Origin of the sequence: Nonomuraea sp. NPDC049480, assembly GCF_044465905.1 — a bacterium.
Classification (GTDB): domain Bacteria; phylum Actinomycetota; class Actinomycetes; order Streptosporangiales; family Streptosporangiaceae; genus Nonomuraea.
In genome coordinates, this window is the sequence record NZ_JBITMD010000027.1 from 34,533 (window position 1) to 60,018 (window position 25,486).

At 71.3% G+C, this 25,486-nt stretch carries 19 protein-coding genes; 10 read left to right on the forward strand and 9 right to left on the reverse strand.

Going from position 1 to position 25,486, the window contains the following annotated elements; genetic code table 11:
- Window positions 1-41 precede the first annotated feature (41 nt).
- The 4 genes from rimO to ACIBX3_RS48475 all read left to right on the forward strand — a co-directional run bounded on the left by rimO (window position 42) and on the right by ACIBX3_RS48475 (window position 3,158).
- Complete coding sequence (gene rimO, locus ACIBX3_RS48460) at window positions 42-1,451, forward strand: 30S ribosomal protein S12 methylthiotransferase RimO (protein WP_397127490.1); 1,410 nt, start codon at window positions 42-44, stop codon at window positions 1,449-1,451.
- Window positions 1,448-2,020: a CDP-diacylglycerol--glycerol-3-phosphate 3-phosphatidyltransferase gene (pgsA, locus tag ACIBX3_RS48465; RefSeq protein ID WP_397127491.1), complete on the forward strand. Its 573-nt coding sequence runs from the start codon at window positions 1,448-1,450 to the stop codon at window positions 2,018-2,020. The genes rimO and pgsA overlap by 4 nt, the downstream gene beginning before the upstream one ends.
- Before the next feature lie 3 nt (window positions 2,021-2,023).
- On the forward strand, window positions 2,024-2,515 hold the full coding sequence (locus ACIBX3_RS48470; RefSeq protein WP_397127492.1) for a CinA family protein: 492 nt from the start codon (window positions 2,024-2,026) through the stop codon (window positions 2,513-2,515).
- A gap of 286 nt (window positions 2,516-2,801) precedes the next feature.
- On the forward strand, window positions 2,802-3,158 hold the full coding sequence (locus ACIBX3_RS48475; protein ID WP_091084154.1) for a helix-turn-helix domain-containing protein: 357 nt from the start codon (window positions 2,802-2,804) through the stop codon (window positions 3,156-3,158).
- Here ACIBX3_RS48475 and ACIBX3_RS48480 read toward each other — a convergent pair.
- Entirely contained in the window at window positions 3,155-3,934 is a 780-nt protein-coding gene (locus ACIBX3_RS48480; RefSeq protein ID WP_397127493.1) for an Fpg/Nei family DNA glycosylase, read from the reverse strand. The two genes, ACIBX3_RS48475 and ACIBX3_RS48480, sit on opposite strands and share 4 nt — an antisense overlap.
- Window positions 3,935-4,171: 237 nt before the next feature.
- On the opposite strand from ACIBX3_RS48480, the gene ACIBX3_RS48485 reads away from it, so the two are divergent.
- Complete coding sequence (locus ACIBX3_RS48485) at window positions 4,172-6,079, forward strand: protein kinase (protein ID WP_397127494.1); 1,908 nt, start codon at window positions 4,172-4,174, stop codon at window positions 6,077-6,079.
- Complete coding sequence (locus ACIBX3_RS48490) at window positions 6,076-8,046, forward strand: serine/threonine protein kinase (RefSeq protein WP_397127495.1); 1,971 nt, start codon at window positions 6,076-6,078, stop codon at window positions 8,044-8,046. Before ACIBX3_RS48485 ends, ACIBX3_RS48490 begins: the two co-directional genes overlap by 4 nt.
- Before the next feature lie 39 nt (window positions 8,047-8,085).
- On the opposite strand, the gene ACIBX3_RS48495 is transcribed toward ACIBX3_RS48490, so the two are convergent.
- The 4 genes from ACIBX3_RS48495 to ACIBX3_RS48510 all read right to left on the reverse strand — a co-directional run bounded on the left by ACIBX3_RS48495 (window position 8,086) and on the right by ACIBX3_RS48510 (window position 11,606).
- Window positions 8,086-8,535, reverse strand: a complete 450-nt coding sequence (locus ACIBX3_RS48495) for an RrF2 family transcriptional regulator (RefSeq protein ID WP_387565158.1) — start codon at window positions 8,533-8,535, stop codon at window positions 8,086-8,088.
- A gap of 71 nt (window positions 8,536-8,606) precedes the next feature.
- Entirely contained in the window at window positions 8,607-9,692 is a 1,086-nt protein-coding gene (locus ACIBX3_RS48500) for a glutamate--cysteine ligase (protein ID WP_397127496.1), read from the reverse strand.
- A gap of 90 nt (window positions 9,693-9,782) precedes the next feature.
- Window positions 9,783-10,445, reverse strand: coding sequence for a M15 family metallopeptidase (locus ACIBX3_RS48505; RefSeq protein WP_397127497.1), 663 nt, complete (start codon window positions 10,443-10,445; stop codon window positions 9,783-9,785).
- Window positions 10,446-10,457: 12 nt separating this feature from the next.
- Window positions 10,458-11,606 (reverse strand): ROK family protein, encoded by a 1,149-nt coding sequence (locus tag ACIBX3_RS48510; RefSeq protein WP_397127498.1) that lies wholly within the window; start codon window positions 11,604-11,606, stop codon window positions 10,458-10,460.
- A gap of 136 nt (window positions 11,607-11,742) precedes the next feature.
- Between ACIBX3_RS48510 and ACIBX3_RS48515 the strand changes: the two genes are divergently transcribed.
- The 4 genes from ACIBX3_RS48515 (at window position 11,743) to ACIBX3_RS48530 (ending at window position 16,431) form a co-directional block, all read left to right on the forward strand.
- Complete coding sequence (locus ACIBX3_RS48515; RefSeq protein WP_397127499.1) at window positions 11,743-13,059, forward strand: extracellular solute-binding protein; 1,317 nt, start codon at window positions 11,743-11,745, stop codon at window positions 13,057-13,059.
- 2 nt (window positions 13,060-13,061) lie between these two features.
- Window positions 13,062-14,075, forward strand: a complete 1,014-nt coding sequence (locus tag ACIBX3_RS48520; RefSeq protein WP_397127500.1) for a carbohydrate ABC transporter permease — start codon at window positions 13,062-13,064, stop codon at window positions 14,073-14,075.
- On the forward strand, window positions 14,072-14,923 hold the full coding sequence (locus ACIBX3_RS48525; protein ID WP_138715082.1) for a carbohydrate ABC transporter permease: 852 nt from the start codon (window positions 14,072-14,074) through the stop codon (window positions 14,921-14,923). Before ACIBX3_RS48520 ends, ACIBX3_RS48525 begins: the two co-directional genes overlap by 4 nt.
- Window positions 14,924-14,991: 68 nt before the next feature.
- Entirely contained in the window at window positions 14,992-16,431 is a 1,440-nt protein-coding gene (locus tag ACIBX3_RS48530) for a glycoside hydrolase family 3 protein (RefSeq protein WP_397127501.1), read from the forward strand.
- Here the strand turns inward: ACIBX3_RS48530 and ACIBX3_RS48535 are convergent.
- From ACIBX3_RS48535 to ACIBX3_RS48550, 4 genes are all read right to left on the reverse strand, one after another.
- Window positions 16,428-17,609, reverse strand: coding sequence for an ROK family protein (locus ACIBX3_RS48535; RefSeq protein ID WP_397127502.1), 1,182 nt, complete (start codon window positions 17,607-17,609; stop codon window positions 16,428-16,430). The genes ACIBX3_RS48530 and ACIBX3_RS48535 overlap by 4 nt on opposite strands.
- Before the next feature lie 147 nt (window positions 17,610-17,756).
- Window positions 17,757-19,538 (reverse strand): gamma-glutamyltransferase family protein, encoded by a 1,782-nt coding sequence (locus ACIBX3_RS48540; RefSeq protein ID WP_397127600.1) that lies wholly within the window; start codon window positions 19,536-19,538, stop codon window positions 17,757-17,759.
- A 497-nt stretch (window positions 19,539-20,035) separates the two neighbouring features.
- Window positions 20,036-20,818 carry a hypothetical protein gene (locus tag ACIBX3_RS48545; RefSeq protein ID WP_397127503.1) on the reverse strand — a complete coding sequence of 261 codons (783 nt, stop codon included), beginning with the start codon at window positions 20,816-20,818 and terminating at the stop codon, window positions 20,036-20,038.
- 69 nt (window positions 20,819-20,887) lie between these two features.
- Window positions 20,888-25,447, reverse strand: a complete 4,560-nt coding sequence (locus tag ACIBX3_RS48550; protein WP_397127601.1) for an ATP-dependent helicase — start codon at window positions 25,445-25,447, stop codon at window positions 20,888-20,890.
- Window positions 25,448-25,486 lie beyond the last annotated feature (39 nt).

Genomic DNA, 25,486 nt, shown 5'->3' on the forward strand with positions numbered 1-25,486 from the left:
GCATCAGGTGGTGGCCAACTCCCGATACCGTAGTGTTCACCATGTCATCCCGCCGAACCGCATCGCTGATCACTTTGGGCTGCGCGCGCAACGAGGTCGACTCCGAGGAGCTGGCCGCGCGACTCGAGGCTGCCGGTTGGCAGCTGGGTGACGACGACCCCGATGTCGTCGTCGTCAACACGTGTGGCTTCATCGACTCGGCCAAGAAGGACTCCATCGACACGCTCCTGGCCGCCGCCGACTCCGGTGTGAAAGTGGTCGCCGCGGGCTGCATGGCCGAGCGCTACGGCAACGAACTGGCCGAGGCCCTGCCGGAGGCCAGCGCCGTCATCTCCTTCGACGACTACGCCGAGATCGGTGAGCGCCTCGACGACGTGCTCGCCGACCGCCCGCTCAAGCCCCACACGCCACGCGACCGCCGCACGTTGCTACCCATCTCGCCGGTGGACCGTGCCAGCGCCCCCAAAACGCACATCCCGGGCCACGGCGACCTGCCGGACGGGGTGGCGCCCGTCAGCGGGCCGCGCGTGCTGCGCAAGCGGCTCGACGAGAGCCCCGTGGCCTCGCTCAAGCTGGCCTCGGGCTGTGACCGGCGCTGCTCGTTCTGCGCGATCCCGGCCTTCCGCGGCTCCTACGTCTCGCGCACGCCGGACGAGCTGCTGGCCGAGGCCGACTGGCTGGCGCACCGGGGCGTGCGCGAGCTGGTCCTCGTCAGCGAGAACTCCACGTCGTACGGCAAGGACCTGGGCGACCTGCGGGCCCTGGAGAAGCTGCTGCCGCAGCTCGCCGCGGTGGACGGCATCGAGCGGGTGCGGGTCAGCTACCTGCAGCCGGCCGAGCTGCGTCCTGGGCTGATCGACGTCATCACCGGCACCGAGGGCGTGGCCCCCTACTTCGACCTGTCCTTCCAGCACGCCAGCAACACCGTGCTGCGCAGGATGCGCCGCTTCGGCGACCCCGAGCGCTTCCTGGGGCTGCTGGAGACCGTGCGCGAGCGCGCCCCGGAGGCGGGCGTGCGCTCCAACTTCATCGTGGGCTTCCCGGGCGAGACCGAGGAGGAGTTCGGCGAGCTGGTGGGCTTCCTGGAGGCGGCCAGGCTCGACGTCATCGGTGTGTTCGGCTACTCCGACGAGGACGGCACCGAGGCGGCCGGCCTGCCGGGCAAGCTCGGCCAGGACGTCGTCGACGAGCGCGTGCGCACACTCACCGCGCTGGCGGAGGAGCTGACCGCCCAGCGGGCGGAGGAGCGCATCGGCACCGAGGTCGACGTGCTGATCGACGACGACCTGGGCGACGGCGGCTACGAGGGCCGGGCCGCCCACCAGGGGCCCGAGGTCGACGGCTCGGTCACGGTGCAGGGCATCGGCCTGGTCAGAGGGCAGATCGTGCGCGCGGTCGCGGTCGACGCCGAAGGGGTCGATCTGATCGCGCGTATCAAGGCCGGTCCATGAAGAAGGACGAGCGCCGGGTGGTGAGCCTGTGGAACATCGCCAACATCCTCACGGTCCTCCGGTTGGCGCTCGTCCCTTTCTTCGTCGTCTGCCTCCTCCTGCCGGGCACCGGGTGGCGCGTGACCGCGCTGGCGGTGTTCGCGGTGGCCTCGATCACCGACCACCTCGACGGCGAGCTGGCCAGGCGGTACGGCCTGATCACCGATTTCGGCAAGATCGCGGACCCGATCGCGGACAAGGCGCTCACCGGCGCGGCGCTGGTGTGCCTGTCGATCCTGGGCGAGCTGCCGTGGTGGGTCACGGTGCTGATCCTCGGCCGGGAGGTGGGCATCACGGCGCTGCGGTTCGTGCTGCTGCGGCACGCGGTCATCCCGGCCAGCTACGGCGGCAAGGTCAAGACCGTGCTGCAGATCGTCGCGATCGTCCTCTACCTCCTGCCCTTCGTGCCCGACGTGGTGCGGTGGGTGGCGATGGGGGCCGCGCTGATCATCACCGTCGGCACGGGCGTCGACTACGTGATCCGGGCGCTGAGGCTGCGTAAGGTAGCCGAGCAGGCGCGTGGGGAGTGATCGATGGCGGATGTGGCCGAGGTTCTGTCCATGCTGGTGCGGGGGTCCGCCACGGTGGCGGTGGCCGAGTCGCTGACCGGAGGGCTCATCGGTGCGGCGTTCACGTCGGTCTCCGGGTCCTCCAAGGCGTTCCGGGGCGGGGTGATCTCGTACGCCACCGATGTCAAGCGGGAGCTGCTGGGCGTGCCGGGGGAGTTGCTGCGGCGGGAGGGGGCCGTGCACCCGGAGGTGGCCGCGGCCATGGCGACGGGGGTCGCGCGGCTGTGCGGGGCCACGTACGGCCTGGCCGCGACCGGAGTGGCCGGGCCGGAGCCGCAGGACGGCAAGCCCGTGGGCACTGTCCATATTGCCGTTTCCGGGCCGGATGGGAAGATTTGGGCGCGGGAATTGACCCTAGATGGGTCGCGTGAACGTATCAGGGTAGAGACGGTGGACGAGGCCGTTGATCTCCTGGCAGGTGTGCTGAAGGCGAACATAGGGGAACATTCCCGGTGATTACCGTGTTACGTCCCGAGCGAACATGCCTTGCACGGTCTGACGCGGTGTCGGTGGATACGGGTACGGTGGAGCTGTGAGTGAGGTCCGTGAGCCAACTGCAAGCACCGAGCGCCCGGCAGGCGGGCCTGATAAGTCGCGCAATGAGGCACGAGCGGCGGTCCAGGGGCGGGGACGCCCAGTGATGACGGCGAGGAGTATGTACGAAGGTAAGAAGACCAAAGTGCGGCACGAACCGATCGCGCGGGGCGTGGTGAAGACAACCGCGCCGGGGAGGGAGCGACAGATGATTCTGCTGCGTCAGCTGCTCGGGGATGTGCTGAGGCGGTTGCGGGTGCGGCAGGGACGCACACTTCGTGAGGTGTCCACGCTTGCCCGGGTTTCCCTCGGTTACCTTTCCGAGGTGGAGCGTGGCCAGAAGGAGGCCTCGTCCGAGTTGCTCGCGTCGATTTGCGGCGCGCTCGGAGTGCCGCTTTCGCAGGTGTTGCGTGAGGTGTCCGACCAGTTCGCGCTGGCGGAGCTCCAGGCTGCTCCTGTGCTTGCCGATGTTCCGGAGCACGAGCGCCTGCCCCTTGCCGAGACGGTTCCCGGGTCGATCTCCGACTCCGTGTTCCCTGAAGTCAAGGACATGGTGGCTGCCTAACGCGGCTGGCAGCCGGGACACCACAGGATCAGCCGTTCCTGTGGCCGCGCCCCCATCTCCCCACGGCTGATGCGGGTGCCGCAACGGCGACAGGGCCTCCCCGCCCTGCCGTAGATCCACGTCTGGTTCGCCGGGCGGCGATCACCTGTGGTCACCGTGCCCGCATGTGCTTTGTTGGCTCCCAGGAGCCGCTGCGCCAATGACACGAGCCCGTTGAGATCCTCGATCTCCCCGACCTTCTTCCACGGCCAGATCCCCCGCAGGAACAGGGTCTCGGCGCGATAGATCGTGCCGATCCCCGCCAGGTTGCGCTGATCGAGCAGCGCTTCCCCGATGGTCCTGCCGGGCGCCCCTCGCAGCCTGCGCACGGCCTCGTCCGGGTCCCAGTCCGGCCCCAGCAGATCCGGCCCCAGATGGCCGACCAGCCGTGCCTCCTCGCCCGTCCGGACGAGATCCACCATTCCCAGCTTGACCCCCATAGCCGTCCACTGCTGGTTGGCCAGGATCAGCCTCACCTGATCGCCGGGTGGGGTGCGGGCGGTCGGCGCCATGATCCGCCAGCTGCCGTCCATCCGCAGGTGGGTGTGGACGGTCAGGTCGCCCTCGACGCGCGTGAGCAGGTGCTTGCCCCGGGAGAGCGTGGTGAGGACCGCGCGACCGGTCAGGTCAGCGGTGGCGTACCTGGGGACGCGGAAGTCCGATCTGGTCAGCACGTGACCGTCCAGCGCGGACCGCAGTCGCGTGGCCGTGCGGTAGACGGCATCCCCCTCAGGCATCCCTCCAGTCTAGGAAGGCCTGCGGCCCTGCCGTTCGGCGCGTGACCTTTCCCGCACCAGGCGCGAGGCCGCGTTGCGCGCGCGAGCTGTGACTGGCGGCGGCGTTGGCGGAATGCCGGTGACTCCGGGGACGCGTCGCGAAAGAGGGCGTTCCGGCGGCGGACAAAGCGATGCATTCTGACGGTGGGGATGACGATAATGATGATCGGGAGTGGGACTGGCGGAGGCTGACGGCACATGTCGGAGATCACGGATTTACGCGCGGGTGACCCGGTCGAGGTCGCGGACCACCGGTTGACAGGGCGGCTGGGCGCCGGTGTGTTCCTCGGGCGGTCGCCGTCCAACGAGCCGGTCGTGGTCCGGCTGCTCCCCGTGGAACTGGAGCCGGAGCCGTTCCTGGAGGCGATGGAGCCGCTGCGGGGGCTTTCCGCGGTGAGCACCGCGCAGATCCTGGCGACGGGAGTGCTGGACGGGCAGGCGTACGTCATCACCGAATACGTCGAGGGCCCCACGTTGAAAGAGACCGGGGGGACGCTGGGCGGCGTGGGCCTCTACCGGCTGGCGGCCGGCACGATCACCGCGCTGGTCGCGATCCACCAGGCGGGATTCGTCCACGGGGACATCCGGCCCGGCAACGTGGTGCTCGGCCCCGATGGGCCCCGGGTCCTCGACCTCGGCCTGGAGCAGGCCCTGGCGGGTGCCGCGATCTCCACCCGCAAGGTCGCCGTCCCCGCTTTCACCGCGCCCGAACGCCTGCGCGGCGCCCCGGCGGAGCCGCCCGCGGACGTGTTCTCCTGGGCGGCGACCATGGTGTTCGCCGTGAGCGGGGCCTCCCCGTTCGAGGCCGGCTCGATGGGCGCCACCGTGGACCGCATCGTCAAGGGCGAGCCGACCCTGCCGGACCTGGGAGAGTTGCACGACCTGCTCACCGCGTGCCTGGCCAAGGACCCGGACGCACGGCCGGCCGCGAGCGAGGTGCTGCTGCGGCTGGTCGGGCAGACGGCGTTCCTGACTGGACGGGTCGCGCCCGAGGCGGTGCCGCGGGCGACCCCGCCGCCCAGAGGGCCGAACCTGGTGTCGCTGGCAGCCGCGTTCGCCGTGGGGGCGCTCGTCTCGGGCGCGGGCGTCTACGCCGTGCTCGACGCCCGCACGCCGCCCAGGACCGCGGCGGCCGCCACCACCCCCACGCCGGCCCTCAGCACGCCACTCACGATCACCCCTTCGACGACCGTCGCACCGAAGGAGAAGGTGGCGCCGAAGGCGGCGAGCACGCTCCCGCTGCCGTCGATCGGCGCCACCTTCTACGAGCACCCGGACGACCACGTGCGGCTGTCGGCGTACCTGGAGGTAACCGGCAAATACACCGGCTACGTACGCGACCGGGCCGGCGCCTTCAAGGCCGTGAGCACGACCGAGGAGCCCGTGGTCTCGCCCGGCGGCGACTGGGTGGTGCTCAACCCGTGGATCAAGTTCCAGAGCTCCGACATGGACTTCGTCAAGCTCACCAGGCTCTCCACCGGCGAGAGCTTCACCGTCACCACGGTCAAGAAGCCGCTGCGCACCATGAATCCGATCTGGTCGAGAGACGGCACCAAGCTGCTCCTGTCCGCCGTCGACATGACGAAGAAGCCCTACACGACCGGGGACTTCGTGCTCATCGACGTGCAGACCAGAAAGGCCACGCACGTGAGGACCGAGTACCAGGACGACGCCAGTCTCATCTTCACCTTCACGCCCGACGGCACGATCGCCAGGGGGTTCTTCGGCGGTCAGCGCAGAGGGATCGACTACTACAACACCTCCGGTCAGGTGATCAAGAGCATGCACTGGGTGGGGATGCCTCGTAGCGGTGACTGGTTCTCGCCGTCGGGGAAGCAGTTTGTCACCGTCTGCCCGAAGAGCACGAAGGAGTTCTGCGTCTGGGACACCCGGACGGGGGCCAGGCGCGCGACGGTGCCCCGCCCGACGGATGAGAGCCACCTGCTCGGCTGGTTCAACGAGAACCATCTCCTCGTGCGCGAGCCGGGGAAGAAGAAGGGCACCGAGCACATCAACATCATCGACTTCGTCGGTGTGACCGAGCGGGTGCTCGCGGACGTCACCCCGCTCAAAGGCCAGTTCCAGTTCGCCGCGGCGCCGCGATGATGAGGCCGCTGCTGGCGGGCGACCCGCCCCAGGTGAACGGGCACCGCGTCCTGGGACGGCTCGGCGAGGGCGGACAAGGGGTGGTCTACCTCGGGGAGGCGCCGGGCGGTCGGCAGGTCGCGATCAAGATACTCGGCGCGGGGCTGGATGATCCCGAGGCGCGGGTGCGGTTCCGGCAGGAGATCGAGTTCGCGCGGCGGGTCAAGGCGTTCTGCACGGCGCAGGTGCTGGCCAGCGGGGAGCTCGGCGGGACCCCGTACGTGGTGAGCGAGTTCGTCGACGGGCCCTCGCTGGCGGAGGTGATCCGGGAGCGGGGCGGGCTGCGCGGGCCGGAGCTGCGCAGACTCGCGATCGGGACGCTGACCGCGCTGGCGGCCATTCACCGGGCGGGCGTGGTGCACCGGGACTTCAAGCCCGGCAACGTGCTGCTCAGCAGGGACGGGCCGCGGGTGATCGACTTCGGGATCTCGCGGGCGCTGGAGCAGTCCGAGCTGGCCGGGGAGTTCCTCGTCGGGACGCCGCCGTACATGGCGCCTGAGCAGTTCGCCGGACAGCAGGCCGGTCCGGCGGCCGACCTGTTCGCGTGGGCCTCGACCATGGTGTGCGCGGCGACGGGCAGTCCGCCGTTCGGGACCGGCGACCTGCCTGCTCTGATCAACCGGATCATGCACGGCGAGCCGCGCATCGGCGATCTCGACGGCGAGCTGCGGGATCTGGTGGTGCGGTGCCTGGCCAAGGACCCGGCGGCGCGGCCGGCGGCCACGGAGGCGCTCCTCACGCTGCTCGGGCATCCAGTGCCGGAGCAGCGACTGCTGGCCGAGGGGCAGCAGTCCGCGGCGCCGCCGGGCCGGGGACTGCCCGTGCAGGCGGAGCCCGGTCAAGGACCGACGGCACCGGGTCCGTCGCCGCAGGAGCCTTCTGGGCCCGCGGGGCGGCGACGGTGGCTGCTCTGGGCCGGTGCGCTGGTGACGGCCGCGGCGGTCACCGTGGCCGTCCTGGTCGCCAGGCCCACCGCCGCCCCCTCGCTCACCCCGACCCCGACCCCGGCGCCGATGCCGCCGGTTCCCCGGCAGGGGCCGATGGCACTCACCTCGACGTCGGAGCTGGAGATTCCCAACACGAAGATCACACTGTACGAAAACCCGGCCGACCCCGTCTGGGTCTCCTCCTACCACGACAAGCGCAAGGCCGCAGACGGCTCATCGTACGTACGCGACCCCGCCACAGGGGCGTTCGCGTTCTTCGGCGGCCTGCAGGAGCCGATCGTCTCGCCGGGCGGTGGCTATGTGGCTTCGCTGCCGGGCACCAGGTTCACCCGCACGGACTACGAGACCATCGTGCTCCGCGATCGTGTCACCGGGCGGGACGGGGAGATCAGGACGGTCGACAGGCCGGACACATTGTTTTTGCCGACCTGGTCACGGGACGGGCGGCGGCTTCTTCTCACCGTCTCCGACATGAGCCGCAAGCCGATCCCGGCCGTGGGGTTCATGATCCTGGACCCGGCCACCAGGTCCTTCACGGTAGGCAAGACAGAGGACGCCGGGAACGGTACGTACGAGTGGGGCACCGGCGACACCGTCCTGCACGCTGCGGCGAACGACGTGATCCGGGTGCTCGATCTCAAGGGCCGGCTCGTGAGAACCCTCCGCGGCTTGGGGGAGCTGCTGCCCGGGGGCGCGGTGCAGACGTCGCTGGGGACAGTGATCACCACGATCTGTCCTAATAGATCGGGATATGTATGCTTCTGGAATGAAGCAACCGGCGGCACGGCAGGTGACGTGCGGCTGCCCAAGGGGGCTCGCTTCCGCGGCTGGTTCGACGACAAGCACCTCATGGTCACGGTGCCCGACGGCAAGGACATCAAGGTGGTCATGATGGACACGAGCGGGCGGTCCGTCCGCACGCTCGCCGAAGGGCCTGCGGCCGAGATCAACGGCGTCGTGCTCTGGTTCACGCGGAGGTGAGCCTGACCGGCGGGCAGGAGGCGGTCCTGAGGGCTCGGCTCAGTCCCAGGCGGCGGGGTCGGCGGCGAGCTGGCGGACACGCTCGGGCAGGGCTCCGGAAGCGACCTGCTCCAGCGTGACCTCCTCCAGGATGGCGCGCTCGGTCGCCCGCAACGCGATCCACACCTGCTGCAACGACTCCGCGGGCCCCCGGTAGCCGACGTGCTCGGGCCGCTCGCCACGCACGTTGGCCAGCGGGCCGTCCACGGCCCTGATCACGTCCGCGAGTGAGATGTCGGCCGCGGGCCTGGCCAGCACGTAACCCCCCTCGGGCCCCCGCTGGCCGCGCACCAGGCCGGCGCGGCGCATCTGGAGCAGGATGTTCTCCAGGTATTTGGGCGGCATGTCCTGTTCCTTGGCGAGCTCGCCCACGGTGGTCGGGCCCGCCCCCGCGGCGGCGAGTTCGGCGGCGGCTCGGAGGGCGTAGTCGACACGAGCGGAAAGGCGCATGTTCTCGATTATCCCTCCTGGTGAACATGGTATGTGCGCCGGTCCGCCCGGTTCAGGGGGGTTCGAGTGCGTCAGGCGACCGTGGCCTCGATGAGATCGTCCACCACCTCGGCCAGGTCGTTGCCCCGGGCGTGGACCCTGCGCTGGCGCATCGCCCCCGAGCCCATGCGCAGCAGCCGGTCCAGGCCCTCCTGGACGAAGGCCAGGTCACCGGCCTCGGCCAGCGCAGGGCGTACGTGCTCGAGAAGGCGGCCCGCCATCACCGGCGCGGGCACGAGCGTGCCGTCCCGCACGTCCAGGCAGTCGCCCAGCAGCCCGTCGCGGGCCGCGCGCCAGTAGGCGGCGCGAAGCACCTCGGAGGACACGGGCAGCCCGCGGTCGCCTCGCCGGACCGCGGCCAGCGCGGTCACCACCAGTGCCCGGACGAGGCCGATCAGGGTGAGGCTGTCGCTCACGTCGAGCGGCACGTCGGCGGCCCTGATCTCGACGGTGGGCAGGCTGGGCGACGGGCGGGTGTCCCAGTAGACCGTCTTCGGGTCGAGCAGCGCGCCCGACTCTCCGAGGGCGCGCACGGCCAGCTCGTAGTCGTCGTACGACGGGAAGTACGGAGGCGCGCCCGCGACCGGCCACCGCCCCCAGGTGATCACCCGCCACGACGCGTACCCGGTGTCGCGGCCGGCGAAGAACGGCGAGTTGGCGGACAGCGCGATCAGCGTCGGCAGCCAGAGCCGTACGTGGTTGCCGACGTAGACGGCGTGCTCCCGGTCGGGCACGTCCACGTGCACGTGCAGCGCGCAGATGGTGATCTCGTCCTGCAGCGCGCGGTAGAGCACCCGGCCCTGCAGGTAACGGGGCACGTCGGTGAGCGGCGGCGAGGCGACGTCCCCCAGCACGGGGATGCCGCTCGCGGCGACCGCCAGCCCGCACGCGCGCGCCGCGTTCGCCACCTCCTTGCGCACGGCGCGCAGCTGCGAGCCCAGCTCGCTCAGGTCGGCGGAGGGCGGCGTGCGGGCCTCCACCTGGAATCTGGTGATCTCGTGCACCACGTCGGCCACGCCCTTCATGGCGGCCAGGACATCGGCCGCTCGGGGAGCCACGTGGCGGGTGCGGGGATCGACGACGAGGTATTCCTCTTCGATCCCGATCAGCGGAACCATGCCTGCACCTCGCTGGGGGAGTCCACAAGTGCTCCGCAAGAGGTTGTGCCCATGCCACAGCTTGTGGAAAACCTTTGCAACAAAGGGTTGTCAGGCGGGAAACCCTACGGGGCCGTACAGGGCGTGGGGGGAGCCGGTGGACATGGCCCAGTAGCGGTCGCCGTACGACCAGTGCCACCACTCGGTGGGGTAGTTGACGAGGCCGGTGGATTCCAGGGCGGCGGCGAGGAGCTTGCGGTGGGCGCGGGCGTCGGCGGAGATGTTCGGGGCGGCCGTGTAGCAGGCGCCCTCGCTCTGCTCCGGATTGTCGTTGACCTCGGTGCCCATGTCGTACTCGATGCCGTCGGGGTCGCACAGGGTCAGGTCGACGGCGGCCCCGGCGGTGTGCGGGGCCACGCTCACCGGCGATACGTACCGGCTCGCCGCGACATGCGCTTCGTCGAAGGACATGTCCGGGTTCGCGGCCAGCAACTCATCGCGATATTGGGTGAAATAGAGGGACTGCGTGGCGACGGGGCGGTAGCCCTCCACGATCAGCAGGTGAAAGCCCTCGGGCAGCAGCCGTTCGGCCTTCTCCAGCCGTTCGAGCAGCCCGGAGCGCAGGTGGGCATATGCGCCGGCGGGATCGGCCAGCCGGTGGTCCACCCGCAGCCGCCCGCGGACCTCGGCCAGAGGCTCGCCGCATTCCCGCACCGGGATCGCGGCCACCCGGGGGTCCGAGATGAGCACGACGTCGTTCGAGGACTGCCACATGGGCAGAAATTCTCACACAGTGTCGGAGAAAACCTGCTCCCGGGCTTGCTCCAGCGCCGCCACCAGCGCGCCTCGCAGCACCGGGTTGCCCGCCACCTTGGTCGTGACCACGGTGGGCCGGCTCGGGCACACGCGGGCCACGGCCTCCTGCACCTTGGCGGCCAGCCGTTCGCCACCCGCCCGGCCGACGTCGCCGCTGAGCACGATCAGCCCGGGGTCGAGCACGACCGTCACCGCCGCCGCGCCCACGGCCAGCCGCGCCGCCACGGCGTCCAGATAGCCCTCACCGCCGTTGCGGACCAGGTCGGGCACCGTGACGCCCTGGACGTCGTGCTCGCGGGCCAGGCCGCGCAGCGCGATATGGCCCACGAGGCGCTGGAAGGAGCCCGACTGCGGCTCGGAGACGTTGGTGGGCAGCGGCTCGCCCGGGACCGGAAGCCAGCCGATCTCGCCCGCGCCTCCGCTGATGCCTCGGTGCAGCCTGCCGCCCAGCATGACGCCGAGGCCCTGGCCGACGCCCGCCCAGATGACCACGAAGTCGTCGTGGCCGACGGCGGCGCCGTAGCTGTGCTCGGCGAGCGCGACCAGGTTGACGTCGTTCTCGATGGTGACGGAGGGGCCGAGGGTCTCGCGGAGGCTGGCCAGCACGCCGACGTGCCAGGCCGGCAGGTCGTACGAGAAGCGCACGTCGCCGCTGCCGGGGTCCACCACGCCTCGCGTGCCGATGACGAACGAGCGCAGGCGCGACAGGTCGATGTCGGCCGCCTCGCAGGCGCGGCGCACGGCCGCGTGGACGGCCTTGACCGGGTCGCCGCCGGTGGAGGGGTTGAGGGTGATCTCGACGACGATTCTGCCTGTGATGTCCGCCACACCGACCCGGAGGCTGTCGGGCAGCACCTCCAGGCCGGCGACGTACGCGCTGGAGGGAACCACGGCGTACAAGGCGGCGTGCGGACCCCTGCTGGCGGCCCGCTCGCCGGCGACCTCGACGAGCCCTCTCTCCTCCAGGCGGGCAAGCAGCTGACCTGCGGTTACCTTGGAGAGCCCGGTTCGTTCCCCCAGTTCGGCCCGGGTCAGCGGCCCGTCCACGAGGAGGAGTTCGAGTGCCGCGCGATCGTTCAGCCGCCGCAGCAGCCTGGGGACTCCCGGGCTTCGACTCATTCACGCACCCCTCTCGTCACGAATCCCTAACGGGCGTTTCTTTTAAGAAAGTTTCTTGTTAGTTTAGCACCATCGTTCGGCATTGACGATCAGCCTGGTGCGGACCGTAGGCCAGCACCCGGGAAGGGAGAACCCTGTGAGGATCGCGAAGATCACAGCCACTACGGTCACCACGGCCGCCCTGGCCCTGGGCCTGGCCGCTTGTGGCTCCAGCGAAGCGCCCTCGTCCTCGCCCAGCGCGGCCGCCCCCGCCAGCGGCCCCAAGTACGCCGGCAAGACCCTCAGCGTGTGGCGCCTCGGTGACAGCAACCCGGCCGCGGCCAAGTACATGGACGAGCTCAACGCCGAGTTCAAGAAGCAGACCGGCGCTGAGGTCAAGCTCGAGTGGATCCCGTGGCCGCAGGTGGCCGACAAGTTCGCCGCCGCGGCCACCGGCACCGGCCCGGACGTCACCGAGATCGGCAACGACCAGGTGCCCATGTGGCAGAGCCAGGACGCGCTGACCCCGATCACCGACATCGCCCGCGAGGGCGACCGGTCGCAGATCCCCGAGAACCTCTACGGCTACGAGACCGTGGACGGCGAGATCTACGCCGTGCCGTGGGGCGCCGGCGCCCGCGCGGTGCTCTACCGCAAGGACTGGTTCGAGGATCTCAAGATCGAGGTCCCGAAGACCTGGGACGAGCTCGTCGCCGCCGCCAAGAAGGTCCAGAAGGAGAAGGGCGCCGGAGTGGACGGCTTCGCCTTCAACGGCGGCGCCGACGCCAACCACCTGCTGGCCGCGTTCGCCTGGTCCGAGGGCGGCGAGTACGCCGTCAAGGAAGGCGACAAGTGGGTCGGCAAGCTGACCGAGCCCGGCTTCGCCAAGGGCTTCGAGACCTACACCGGCCTGGTCAGCAGCGGACTGTCCAGCAAGGCGAACCTGACGCTCAACACCACGGACATCCGCAAGCGCTTCGCCAACAACAAGGTCGCGATGTACCTCACCGCGGGCTGGGACCTGCCCGGCATCGAAGAGGACTCCAAGGGCAAGCTGAAGGGCGACAAGCTCGCCTTCTTCCCGCTGCCCGCCAAGAGCGGCGGCGTGGCCCCGTCCTTCTTCGGCGGCAACGACATTGCGTTGTGGGGCGGCACCAAGGAGGCCGACCTCGGCAAGGAGTACATCAAGCTCGCCACCAGCAAGACCTGGGCCGACCGCTACGCCAAGGAGGGCGGCCTGCTCCCGATCTACCCGGACACCCTGGCCGCGCTGAACGAGGACCCGGCACAGGGCGCCTTCGCCCAGGCGTTCGCCAAGGCCAGGGCCTTCCCCGCGGACCCCAACTGGTCCGAGGCCGACGCGACCAAGGCCGTGCTGCAGAACGCCGCCCGGGCCGTCATCGAGGGCAAGAAGGACACCACCACGGCCCTCGCCGACGCCAACAAGGAACTCGAAGAGATCCTGAACCAGTGACGATGGCGGACACCACAACGGTCGCCCGGGGCGGGGGTTCCTCCCCCGTCCCGGGGCGCCGGCCGAACAAGGACGCCGGGCGCGTGCGGGCCAGCGGGATGCCGGTCTGGGCCATCCCTTACGTCCTGCTCGTCCCCGGCCTGCTGGTCATCGCGGGACTGCTGCTGTACCCGATGTACCAGCTGGGCGTCATGGCCTTCCAGAAGGTCGGCCTGGCCCAGGTCAGGGGGACCAGGCCCGCCGAGTGGGTCGGGCTGGGGAACTTCGAGAAGATCCTCGGCAACGACATCTTCTGGTCGGCCCTGCGCAACACCGTGGCGTTCGCCTTCGTCGCCGTCAGCCTCACGCTGATCGTCGGCACCGCGGTGGGCGTGCTGCTGCACCGGCTCGGCAGGAAGATGTCGCTGTTCGTGGTCATCGGCTGCATGTTCGCCTGGGCCGTGCCGCCCGTGGCGCAGGGCGTCATCTGGCGCTCCCTCTTCGACGCCGAGTCCGGCATCGTCAACTGGGCGCTGAACCTGCTGCCCGACTGGCTGGCCGCTCCGCCGTCCGGCCAGTCGAGCTGGACGGGCACGCCGTGGCTCAACGACACCCTTCCCCTCTACACCGCGCTGGTCGTGTGCGTGGTGTGGGCCGGGTTCCCGTTCATCGCGGTCTCGGTCCTGGCCGGGCTCAAGGGCATCCCCGCCGAGTTGTACGAGGCGGCCAGGGTGGACGGCTCCGGGCCGTGGCGCACGTTCACGAAGATCACCCTGCCGATGCTCAAGCCCGTCTTCGCCGTCCTGACGGTCCTGTCGATCATCTGGGACTTCAAGGTGTTCAGCCAGCTCTACGTGCTGATGAACGGCCCCACGAATCGCGACGGCTTCAACCTGTCCATGTACGCCGTCGCCGAGGCGTTCAAGCCCCCGCAGAAGCTGGGCACCGGCGCGGCGATCTCCGTCGTCCTGACGATCATCCTGCTCGTCATCACCGTCGTGTACGTCAGGCAGATCGTGAAGCAGGAGGAGATGTGACCCCGCTCGCACGCAAGAGGCTCGGCAAGATCCTCCTGAACACGGCCGGCGTCCTGGTCTTCCTCTACGCCGTCTTCCCCGTCTACTGGATGGTCTCCACCGGTTTCAAGGAGAACGACCAGATCTTCACCACGGAGTTCATCCCGTTCCCCACGCACTTCACCTTCGACCACTTCGCGCGGGTGCTGACCGAGGGCGTCGCGAACAACTCCATCTGGCTCTACATGCGCAACAGCGCGATCGTGGCGCTCGGCACCGTGCTCATCGGCTCGGCCTTCGCCCTGCTGTCGGCCACCGCCATCGCCCGCTTCCGGTTCAAGGGCCGCAGCACCTTCCTGGTCGTGCTGCTGATCGTGCAGATGCTGCCGTCGGAGGGCCTGCTCATCCCGCTGTACATGATGGTCAAGCGGGTGGGGCTCGGCGACCAGCTCATCGGGCTGATCGTCACCCAGGTCGCGCTGACCCTGCCGTTCGGCGTGTGGATGTTGCGGACATTCGTCGCCGCGGTGCCCAAGTCGCTGGAGGAGGCGGCCTGGATCGACGGCGCGGGGCGCATGACGACCTTCTGGAAGGTGCTCTTCCCGCTGGTCGCGCCCGGTCTGGTGGCCACGAGCATCTTCTCGTTCATCACCGCGTGGAACGACCTGGTTTTCGCCCTCTACCTGATGTCGGGGTCCGAGGGGTACACGATGCCGGTCGCCCTGCAGTACTTCTTCGGCCAGAAGGGCGTCGACTGGGGCGCGATCATGGCCGGCTCCACCTTGATGACGATTCCGGTCGTCGTCTTCTTCCTTCTCGTGCAACGCCGCATGGTCTCCGGCCTGGTCGCCGGGGCCGTGAAGGGCTGACCAACCACGAAATTTCGTACGGCACGCCAGTGCCGTACTCGATCCTGCCTGAAAACTTATGAGGAGCCATGGGTCAGAGTGATCGGGGGCTGCGCCGTCTTGCGGCCGGCACGCTGCTCGTCGCCTTCGAGGGCACCACGGCGCCCGCATGGGTGCTGCGCGAGCTGGAGCACGGCCTGGGCGGCGTCACGCTCTTCGGGTTCAACGTGGCCGATCCCGGCCAGGTGAGCGAGCTGACCACCGCGCTGCGGGGAGCCGGTGAGCCGGTCATCTCGCTGGACGAGGAGGGCGGCGACGTCACGCGGCTGGCGTACCACGTCGGCAGCCCGTACCCGGGCAACGCGGCGCTGGGCGCGGTGGACGACGTCGAGCTGACCCGCCGGGTCTACCGGGCCATCGCCGCCGAGCTGGCCAACTGCGGCATCAACCTGGACATGGCGCCGAGCGCGGACGTCAACACCGAGGCCGACAACCCGGTGATCGGCACCAGGTCGTTCGGCGCGGACGCGGACCTGGTCGCCAGGCACACGGTGGCGGCCGTTCAGGGCCTGCAGTCGGTACGGGTGGCCGCCTGCGTCAAGCACTTCCCCGGCCACGGCGCCACCCGCGTGGACTCCCACCTGGCGATCCCGGTCGTGGACGTCGACCTGGACGTGCTGCGGGAGCGGGAGCTGGTGCCGTTCCGCGCGGCGATCGACGCGGGGGCCAAGTCGGTGATGACCGCGCACGTGGCGGTGCCGGCGCTGACGGGCGACACCCCGGCCACCCTGTCCGGCGCCGCGCTGACCGGGCTGCTGAAGGGCGAGCTCGGCTTCGACGGCGTGGTCGTCACCGACGCGCTGGACATGCACGCGATCACCAAGAGCGTCGGCCTGGCCGGAGGCGCGGTGCTGAGCCTGGCGGCCGGGTCCGACCTGCTGTGCCTGGGGCCCATTCCCGCCTACGACGACATCCAGGCCATCATCGCGGAGATCGTCTCCGCGGTGCGCGAGGGACGGCTGCCGCTGGAGCGGCTGGAGGAGGCGGCGGCGCGGGTCGCGGCGCTGCGGGAGTGGTCCGGCGGGGCGCGAGAGGTCCCCGCCGATCGGGACGTGGTCGGGCTGCACGCCGCGCGCCGCGCCGTACGGCTGACCGGCGCGACCGTGCCCCTGGTCGAGCCGCTGGTGGTCGAGGTGGACACCCCGCCGACGATCGCCGTGGGGGACGTGCCGTGGGGCGTGGGCCCGTGGCTGCCGGACGCGGAGATCGTGCGCGTCGAGCCGGCGGCCGCCGACGTGCCCGGACTGCTGGCCAAGGCCGCGAACCGGTCCCTCGTCGTCGTGATGAAGGACGCCCACCGCCACCGGGCGAGCCAGGAGATGGTGTCCGCGCTGGTGGCGGCCCGCCCGGACGCGACCGTGATCGAGATGGGGCTGCCCGTGTGGCGGCCCGCCAGCGCCGTCTACATCGCCACGTACGGCGCCGCCCGCGCCAACGCCCAGGCGGCGGTGGAACTGCTGACCGCCTAAGGGGCGAGGAGCTCCTCGCGGGCCTGGTCCAGGGCGGCGAGTACGGCGCCGCGCAGCACCGGGTTGGCGTCGGTCACCGTCGTGGTGACGACCTGGGGACGCACCGGGGAGATCCGGGCCACGGCCTCCTCCACCCGGGACGCGAGGGCGGCGCCGCCGGCCTGGCCGACCTCGCCGGCCAGCACCACCAGGCCGGGGTCCAGGATCACGCACACCGCGGCCACGCCCAGGGCGAGCCGGTTGGCGACCTCGTCCAGCAGCGGCTCGCCCTCGGCGCCCGCGGCCACCGCGACCTGCACGCACTCGCCCGCGCCGCCGGCCGCGAAGCCGTACCCCTGGGCCAGCTCGGACACCGCCTCGGCGCTGACCAGCGACTGCAGGCCGCCCGCCAGGGACGGCAGCCGCCCCGGCGAGGTGCGGATGTCCTCAGGCAGCGGCACGCCGGGCACCGGCAGGTAGCCGATCTCTCCCGCGCTGCCCGAACGCCCCCGGTGCAGCTTGCCGCCGAGCATGACCGCCAGGCCGAGGCCGCGGCTGGACCACAGCAGCACGAAGTCGTCGATCCCCGTGGCGGCGCCGTCGGCGCGCTCGGCGATGGCGGCGAGGTTGACGTCGTTCTCGATCGTCACCTCGCGGCGCAGGTCGCCGGCCAGGGCCTCGTGGATGCCCTCGTGCCAGCCGGGCAGGTCGAAGGAGAAGCGCACGTCGCCGCTGCGCGGATCGACCACGCCGGGGGTGCCGATCACGACGCCGCGCAGCTTGCCGAGGCTGACCTTGGCGCTGCGGCAGGCCTTGACGATCGCCTCGTGCACCGCGGAGACCGGGTCCTCGTGGCCGTGGGGGTCGACGGTGACCTCGGCGATCGTGTGGCCGTGGATGTCGGCGACGGCGGAGGAGATCAGCTCGGGACCGACCTCGAGGCCGGCGACGTACGCGCTGGAGGCGATCACGGAGTAGAGCGCCGCGTTGGGCCCGCGCCCGCCGGCCTGCGTGCCCACCACCTCCACCAGGCCGCGCTCCTCCAGCCTGGACAGCGTCTGCGAAGCCGTGACCTTGGACAGGCCGGTCAGCTCGCCGATCTGGCCGCGAGTCATGGGGCCGGTGGCCAGCAGTAGCTCCAGCGCGGCCCGGTCATTGATCTCCCGGAGAAGTCTGGGCACACCAGGGCGTCGCTCCACGCTGAATCCCAACCGTTGATTTGAACGACCGTGAATCGAAAAGGTTGTTGGAAGTTTAGCGCTCCCATCCGGGCGTGATGTCGCAGGTGAACACGAGAACGCCGGGGCCGTCGTGCGGGAACATGCCGAGCACGGCCGGCAGGTCCGTCATCGGCCGACGGCGTAACCCTGCATGCCCCTCGGATTGGCCGCGGCCTTGAGGAAACCGCCGTCACGGGCCACGGCGCTCAGCCGGCCCAGCGCCCACGGGTCCTGGACCTCGACCTCGTGCCCGCGCCGCCGCAACTCCGCGACCACTCCGGGCTCCACGCGGTCCTCGACGCGCAGGACGCCGGGGCGGGAGTCGCGAGGGAAGAACGAGCTGGGGAAGTGCTCGGAGTGGAACATGGGGGCGTCGATGGCCTCCTGCAGGTTGAGCCCTCCGTGTACGACGGCGAGGAAGAAGTTCAGGCTCCACTGGTCCTGCTGGTCGCCGCCGGGGGTGCCGAACGCCAGCCACGGCCGGCCGTCCCTGAGCGCGAACGACGGCGACAACGTGGTACGCGGCCGCGCCCCGGGCCGCAGTGAGGCGGGCAGTCCTTCCTGCAGCCAGAACATCTGGGCCCGCGTACCCAGGCAGAAGCCGAGGCCGGGGATGGTCGGGGAGCTCTGCAGCCAGCCGCCGCTGGGCGTCGCGGACACCATGTTGCCCCAGCGGTCCACGACGTCGATGTGGCAGGTGTCGCCACGCACCGTCCCGTCGGAGGAGACCACCTGATCGGCGGTCTCAACACCGATCGTCGGCTCACCGACGCCCTGGGGCGAGCGCGCTCCCGAGACGCCGGGCGCGCTGCCGGCCGTACCGGGCGGGGGGAAGCCGGGCAGCCGGGGTGCGCGCCCGCCGGGGGCGCCCGGCCGCAGCTCCAGGCTGGCCTCGGTGCCGACCAGCCGCCGCCGCTCGGTGTTGTACGCCGCGCTCAGCAGGTCGGACACGGGCACGTCGGTGTCGCCGTACCAGGCCTCGCGGTCGGCGAAGGCCAGCTTGGCGACCTCGGTCACCGTGTGCACGTAGTCGGCGCCGAGATAGCCCATCGCGTCCAGGTCGAACCCGTCGAGCAGGGCGAGCTGCTGCAGGAACACCGGCCCCTGCCCCCAGGGCCCGGTCTTGCACACGGTGTGCCCGCGGTAGTCGAAGGTGACCGGCTCCTCGACCGAGGCGGACCAGCCCGCCAGGTCGTCGCCGGTGAGCAGCCCGCCGTGCACCTCGCCGGAGCTGTCCCGCCAGGCCGTCTTGGTGCTGAACTCGGCGATCGCCTCCGCGACGAAGCCCTCGTACCAGGCCTCGCGGGCGGCGGCGAGCTGCCCCTCGCGGCTGGTGGAGGCGGACTCGGCCTCGGCGACCAGCCGCCGGTAGGTGGCGGCCAACACGGGGTTGGCCAGCTTCGACCCGGGCGCGGGCACGTGCCCGCCGGGCAGCCAGGTCGCCGCCGACGTCGGCCAGTCCTCGGTGAACAATCCTTCCACCGACTCGATCGTGGCCGAGATGCGCTCCAGCACCGGAATGCCGTGCTCGGCGTAGTGGATCGCGGGCGCCAGCACGTCGGCCAGCCGCCAGGTGCCCCAGCGCTCCAGCATGAGCATCCACCCGCCGAACGCCCCCGGCACGGTCGCCGCCAGCAGCCCGGTGCCGGGCACGATGTCCAGGCCGAGCTCGGCGTACCGCTCGATGGTGGCCGCGGCGGGCGCCACGCCCTGCCCGCACACCACGGACACCCGCTGCTCGGCCTCGCTCCACAGCAGGATCGGCACCTCGCCGCCGGGACCGTTCAGGTGCGGCTCGGCGACCTGCAGCACGAACCCGGCGGCCACCGCCGCGTCGAAGGCGTTCCCGCCGCGTTCCAGCACGCCCATGCCGGCGGCCGAGGCCAGCCAGTGCGTGCTCGCGACCATGCCGAAGTCACCCGTCAGCTCGGGCCTGGTGGTGAACAAGATGTCTCCTTTATCGGTCGCGTCCAGAATGCGGTCCGCTGTTACAAGATGGCACGCCGCGAGGTGGCCGTCCCCGGTGAGGGGTGGCTCGTCGGTGCGGCAGGCGTCGTACGCCGGCGGGCACCGCGTGTGGAACCGGCACCCCGGCGGCGGATCGACCGGGCTCGGCACCGTCGCCGCCCAGCACGATCCTGCGCCGCTCGCGCTGCCGTACAGGGTCGGGGACCGGGATGGTGGTTCCCCGCCGGGCGGACCGCCGTCAGGGTGCGTGCCGGTTCCACTTCGTGCGACCGCCGCTGCCGCAGCGCACCGGCAGGCCGGTCGCCACGTCACTTTGCTGGTGCGCTCCTGCGCTCTCTACCGCCTCAGTAGGTTCAGCTCCCAACTCTGACGTCCCCCAGCGGCGGACCGCGCCGAGCGTCAGTTCAGCCATATCCGGGTCATCGCATACGGCGCGTTCAGCTATTCCTGTCGGGATGCCAGTCGGCCTCGGTCGCCTCCCTGCCGGCCTCCCACATGCGGTCGAACTCCGCCTTGAAGTGCTCGAACCAGAAGTGATCACGATGGGGCGTGAGGGTGAAGACCGGATCGCGGCCCGCCGCGCTGTGCGTGCCCAGCTCGACGTGGACGACGCCGTCGTCATCGTCGGCATCCAGCAGGACCAGCCCGAACGCGGGCACGAACGGCAGGAACCGCACCTCGACGGACCCCTTCAGGTCTCGCAGGAGGTAGAGCGTGGACATGACCCGGTGCTTGAAGACGTCGGAGTGATCGGGGATCGTGCTCCTGCGCGCGGCCTCCTCCGGTACCGCGCCCTGCGGATCGATCACCAGCACCTTGACCGATGCCCCGCGCCCCAGGCCTTTCCGGAGATCGTCGACGTGGGCGCGGATCGTACGGCTCAGCGTCACCCCGGCGAAGCGGATGTCGTCGGCCCGCGCGACGCGCTCGTCGAGGCCCGTCTTCACGGTGGTCAGGAAGGCGTCGCCCGTGAGCTTCTCCTGGACCAGGCGATTGAGGGCGGTCACCTGCGCCTCGAGGCCGGCGACCTGGTGTCTGGGGCCGAGCGCGTTCACGGCGACCAGAGCGAGCGTGGCCAGCGTCGCCGCGGTCACGACCTGGGTGTTGACGACGTTGAAGACGCCGAGCACACCCACGACCAGGGCGATGAGCGCCGTCAGGTAGATCTCGAGATTCTTGCCGGTGCTGAGGTCCGCGCGTAAGCGCTCCAGGAGCCGCATGCGCTCATCTTCGTCTGCTCCCGACGAGTGGTGAAAGTCGTTCGGCCGATGCTCGCTCCTTCCCGGCGGTCAGGCGCGTAGCCGGAGGCCGCGCGGGGTCGGATGGAAACCGGCCGCCTCCAGGGCCGCCGCCAGCGGGGATTCGGCGATCGACGCGCCGTCGGCCCGCTCCACGGTCAGCTTGCCGAGGGCTCCGTCACGTACCGCGAGGGCCAGTGCGTCCACGGCCGGCTGCAACAGCTCGTCGTCGGCGAACGACAGCAGCGTCTTGCCGCCCCGCTCGACGTAGAGCGCCAGATGGCCGTCGGCGAGCACGACCAGTGCTCCGGCCTTCCTGCCCGGTTTGTGGCCGACGTCGCCGGGGCGCTGGGGCCAGGGGAGCGCGGCGCCGTACGGGCTGGCCGGATCGGCGGCGGCCAGCACCACAGCCCGAGGCCCGGCCCCACCACCCCTTCTCGGCCCCTGCGCGAGAAGGGGGTCAGGTCCTGCCGCCGGGCGCTCGCCGCCGCCCGTCGGGGCGATGCCGGGGGCCATGGCGCGCATCCGGTCCACCGCTCCCGGCAGCGCGAACTGCGCACCTCCGAGCCCTTCGACGAAGTAGCCCCGGCGGCACCGGCCGCTCTCCTCGTATGCCCGCAAGACCTGGTAGACGGGTGTGAACCCGCCGGGGAGCCGCTCCGACGTCACCGACCCCCGGGTCACCACCCCATGCCGTTCCAGCAGGACCTCGGCCTGGGCCTGAGCACGCTGGGTGGCGTCGGCGGCCGGCGAAGGCAGCAGCCACCAGCGGCCGGCGACGGTCGGGGGCCCGCTCCTGGTCGGCAGCACCGCCCGCCGCCGTCGCGTCGTCGGGGGCCGATGCGCCGGGCGGCCGGTTCCGAGCGTTGCCCGCAGCGGCGCCAGCGTGTCGCCGGACACCCGTCCCGACCACACCAGGTCCCACAGCGCCGAGACCAGCGTCTGGTCGTCCAGCGAGCCGAGCCGGTCGGAGATCCCCCTGAAGAACAGCGCGCCGCCGCCTTCCAGCAGCTCCAGCACGCGTTCGTGCACCGGCGTCATCGTGATCTCGGCGGGCTCGGGCAGCAGCAGCGGCGCCGTGTCGGCGAAGTAGAGCGACACCCACCCGTCGCCGCCGGGCAGCGACCCCTGCCCCACCCACATCACCTCGCCGGACGAGGTCAGCTCGTCGAGCAGCGCGGGATGGTAGCCCGGCACCCGCGAGGGAAGCACGAGGGTCTCCAGCGCGGACGCCGGCACAGCCGCCCCCTGGAGTTGCTCGATGGAGCGGACCAGGGAATCCATGGCCCGCGCCGCCCCGCCACGCTCGCCCGCGGACGGACCGGCCCCGGTGATGCCGTGCCAGGCGGGCAGGAACACGGCCAGCGTCTCCGGCGCGACCGGCTCGACCTCCTTCCGCAGCCGGGCCAGCGACCTGCGGCGCAGCATCCGCAGCACCCCGGCGTCGCACCACTCCTCGCCCCGCCCGCCTGGCCGGAACTCCCCGCTGACGACCCGCCCGGAAGCGGCCAGCCGCCGCAGGGTGTCCGTCACCACGGCCACGCCGAGTCCGAACCGGGTGGCGGCGGTGCCGGCGTGGAAGGGACCGCGCGTGCGGGCGTGCCGCGCCACCAGGTCGGCCAGCGGATCGGCCACCGGCTCCAGGAACACGTGCGGCAGCCCCACCGGCAGCGGCGCTCCCAGGGCGTCACGCATCCGCGCCGCGTCCTCGATCGCCGCCCACTGCTCCTCGCCCGCGATGCGCACCCTGATGGCCCGCCGCGTCCGCTCCAGCTCCTCCAGCCAGGCCGGGTCGCCGCCGCGTACGCTCACGTCGAGCGCAGGCAGCGGCCCGTGCGAGCGCAGCAGGTCCGCGAGGTCCTCCAGGTCGCGCAGCGGCCGGTCGAGTCTTGCCAGCTCCCGCTCGCTGTCGGCGATCACGTCCGGGTCCAGCAGCTCGCGCAGGTCGGCCTGGCCGAGCAACTCGGCCAGCAGCGCGGTGTCCAGCGCCAGGGCCTGCGCGCGCCGCTCGGCCAGCGGCGCGTCGCCTTCGTACATGAACGCGCCCACGTAGTGGAACAGCAGCGACGCCGCGAACGGCGAGGCCTGTGAGGTCTCCACCTCCACCACCCGCACCCGGCGCGCGGCGATGTCCCGCATGAGCCGCACCAGCCCCGGCACGTCGAAGACGTCCTGCAGACACTCGCGCATCGTCTCCAGCACGATCGGGAACGACGCGTACTGCGAGGCCACGCCCAGCAGGTGGGCGGCCCGCTGCCGCTGCTGCCACAGCGGGCTGCGCCGGCCCGGGACGCGGCGCGGCAGCAGCAGCGCCCGCCCCGCGCACTCCCTGAACCGGGAGGCGAACATGGCCGACCCGCCCAGCTCCTCGGTGACGATCTGCTCGATCTCCTCGGCGTCGAACGCGGCCACATCGCTGGGCGGCTCGGCCAGCGTGTCGGGGATGCGCAGCACGATGCCGTCGTCGGAGTGCACGGCCTGCACGTCGACGCCGTAGCGCTCACGCAGCCGCCGGTTGATCGCCAGCGCCCACGGGGCGTGCACCCGCGCGCCGTAGGGGGAGTGGATCACCACCCGCCAGTCGCCGAGCTCGTCGTGGAAACGCTCGACGAGCAGCGTGCGGTCGTCGGGGACGTAGCCGGTGGCCTGGCGCTGTTCCTCGAGGTAGGCCAGCAGGTTGCCCGCGGCGTATTCGTCCAGCCCGGCGGCCTTGATCCGCTCCGTCGAGCCCTCCTTGGCCTGCTCGCGCAGGAACGTCCCGATCGCCCGGCCCAGCTCGGCGGGGCGGCCCGGCGTGTCACCGTGCCAGAACGGCAGCTTGCCCGGCTGCCCCGGCGCGGGCGAGACGAGCACCCGGTCGGCGGTGATGTCCTCGATCCGCCACGATGTCGCGCCCAGCACGAAGACGTCGCCCACGCGCGACTCGTAGACCATCTCCTCGTCCAGCTCGCCCACCCGGGAGGCGCGCTCGCCCACCAGGAACACGCCGAACAGGCCTCGGTCGGGGATCGTGCCGCCGTTGGTCACGGCCAGCCGCTGCGCGCCCGGCCGCCCCTGGAGGATGCCGGTGACGCGGTCCCACACGATGCGTGGCCGCAGCTCGGCGAACTCCTCGCTCGGGTAGCGCCCGGCCAGCATGTCGAGCGTGGCCTCCAGCGCGGTGCGCGGCAGCGTGGCATAGGGGGCGGCGCGCTTGACCACCGACTCCAGCTCGTCGACCGTCCACTCGTCCAGCGCCGTCATCGCCACGATCTGCTGGGCCAGCACGTCGAGCGGATTGCGCGGATAGCGCAGCTCCTCGATCTCGCCGCTCTTCATCCGCTCGGCAACCACGGCGGTCTGCACCAGGTCGCCCCGGTATTTGGGGAAGATCACGCCTCTGGACACCGCGCCGACCTGGTGTCCTGCCCGGCCGATGCGCTGCAGCCCGCTGGCCACGCTCGGCGGTGCCTCCACGCACGCGACCAGGTCGACCGCGCCCATGTCGATGCCCAGCTCCAGGCTGGAGGTGGCGACCACGGCGGGCAGCCGGCCCGATTTGAGGGCCTCCTCGATCTGCGCCCGCTCCTCCTTGGAGACCGACCCGTGGTGGGCGCGGACGATCTCCGTCACGACGCCCTTGCTCGATCCGGCCTGCGCCATCATCTCGGCGGGCGTCCGTTTGGGCGGCTCCCCGGCCGCGGACGGCTCCGTCTCCCAGATCGACAGGTCGACGGCCCCCTGGGAGCGGTCGTAGGCCAGCTCGTTGAGCCGCGTGCACAGCCGCTCGGCCAGCCTCCTGGAGTTGGCGAACACGATGGTCGAACTGTGCTCCCCGATCAGGTCGAACAGCCGCTCCTCGACATGCGGCCAGATCGACCGCCTGGCGGGCTCCTCGCCCTCCGGCGCCTGGCCGTCCATCTCGGTCATGTCCTCGACGGGGACCACGACCTCGACCTCGATCCGCTTCTCCGACGGAGGCTGCACGACCGTGGCGGGCCTGCTGCCGCCCAGGAACGCCGCCACCTCGCTCACCGGCCGCACGGTGGCCGACAGCCCGATCCGCTGCGCCGGCCGCTCCAGCAGCGCGTCCAGCCGCTCCAGGCTGAGCGCGAGGTGCGCGCCGCGCTTGGTGGCCGCGACCGCGTGCACCTCGTCCACGATCACCGTCTCGACCCCGCGCAGCGCGTCCCGCGCCTGGCTGGTGAGCAGCAGGAACAGCGACTCCGGCGTCGTGATCAGGATGTCGGACGGCTTGGCCGCGAACCGCCTGCGGTCCTCGGCGGGCGTGTCACCGGAGCGGATCGCCACCGAGATCTCCGGCACGGGCAGCCCGAGCCGCCGCGCCGTCTGCTTGAGCCCGGCCAGCGGCGCGCGCAGGTTGCGCTCCACGTCCACGGCCAGCGCCTTGAGCGGGGACACGTAGAGCACGCGTGTCCCCTTGCGCGCGGCCGGCTCTTCGGGCGGCGCCGCCGCCAGCCGGTCGAGGGACCACAGGAACGCCGCCAGCGTCTTGCCCGAGCCGGTGGGCGCGACGACCAGGGCGTTGTCGCCACGCGAGATCGACTCCCAGGCCCCCTCCTGGGCGGCCGTGGGCGCTTGGAAGGCTCCAGTGAACCATTGCCTGGTCATCTGGCTGAACTGGTCTAGGGAGCTCACCAGCACATAGTG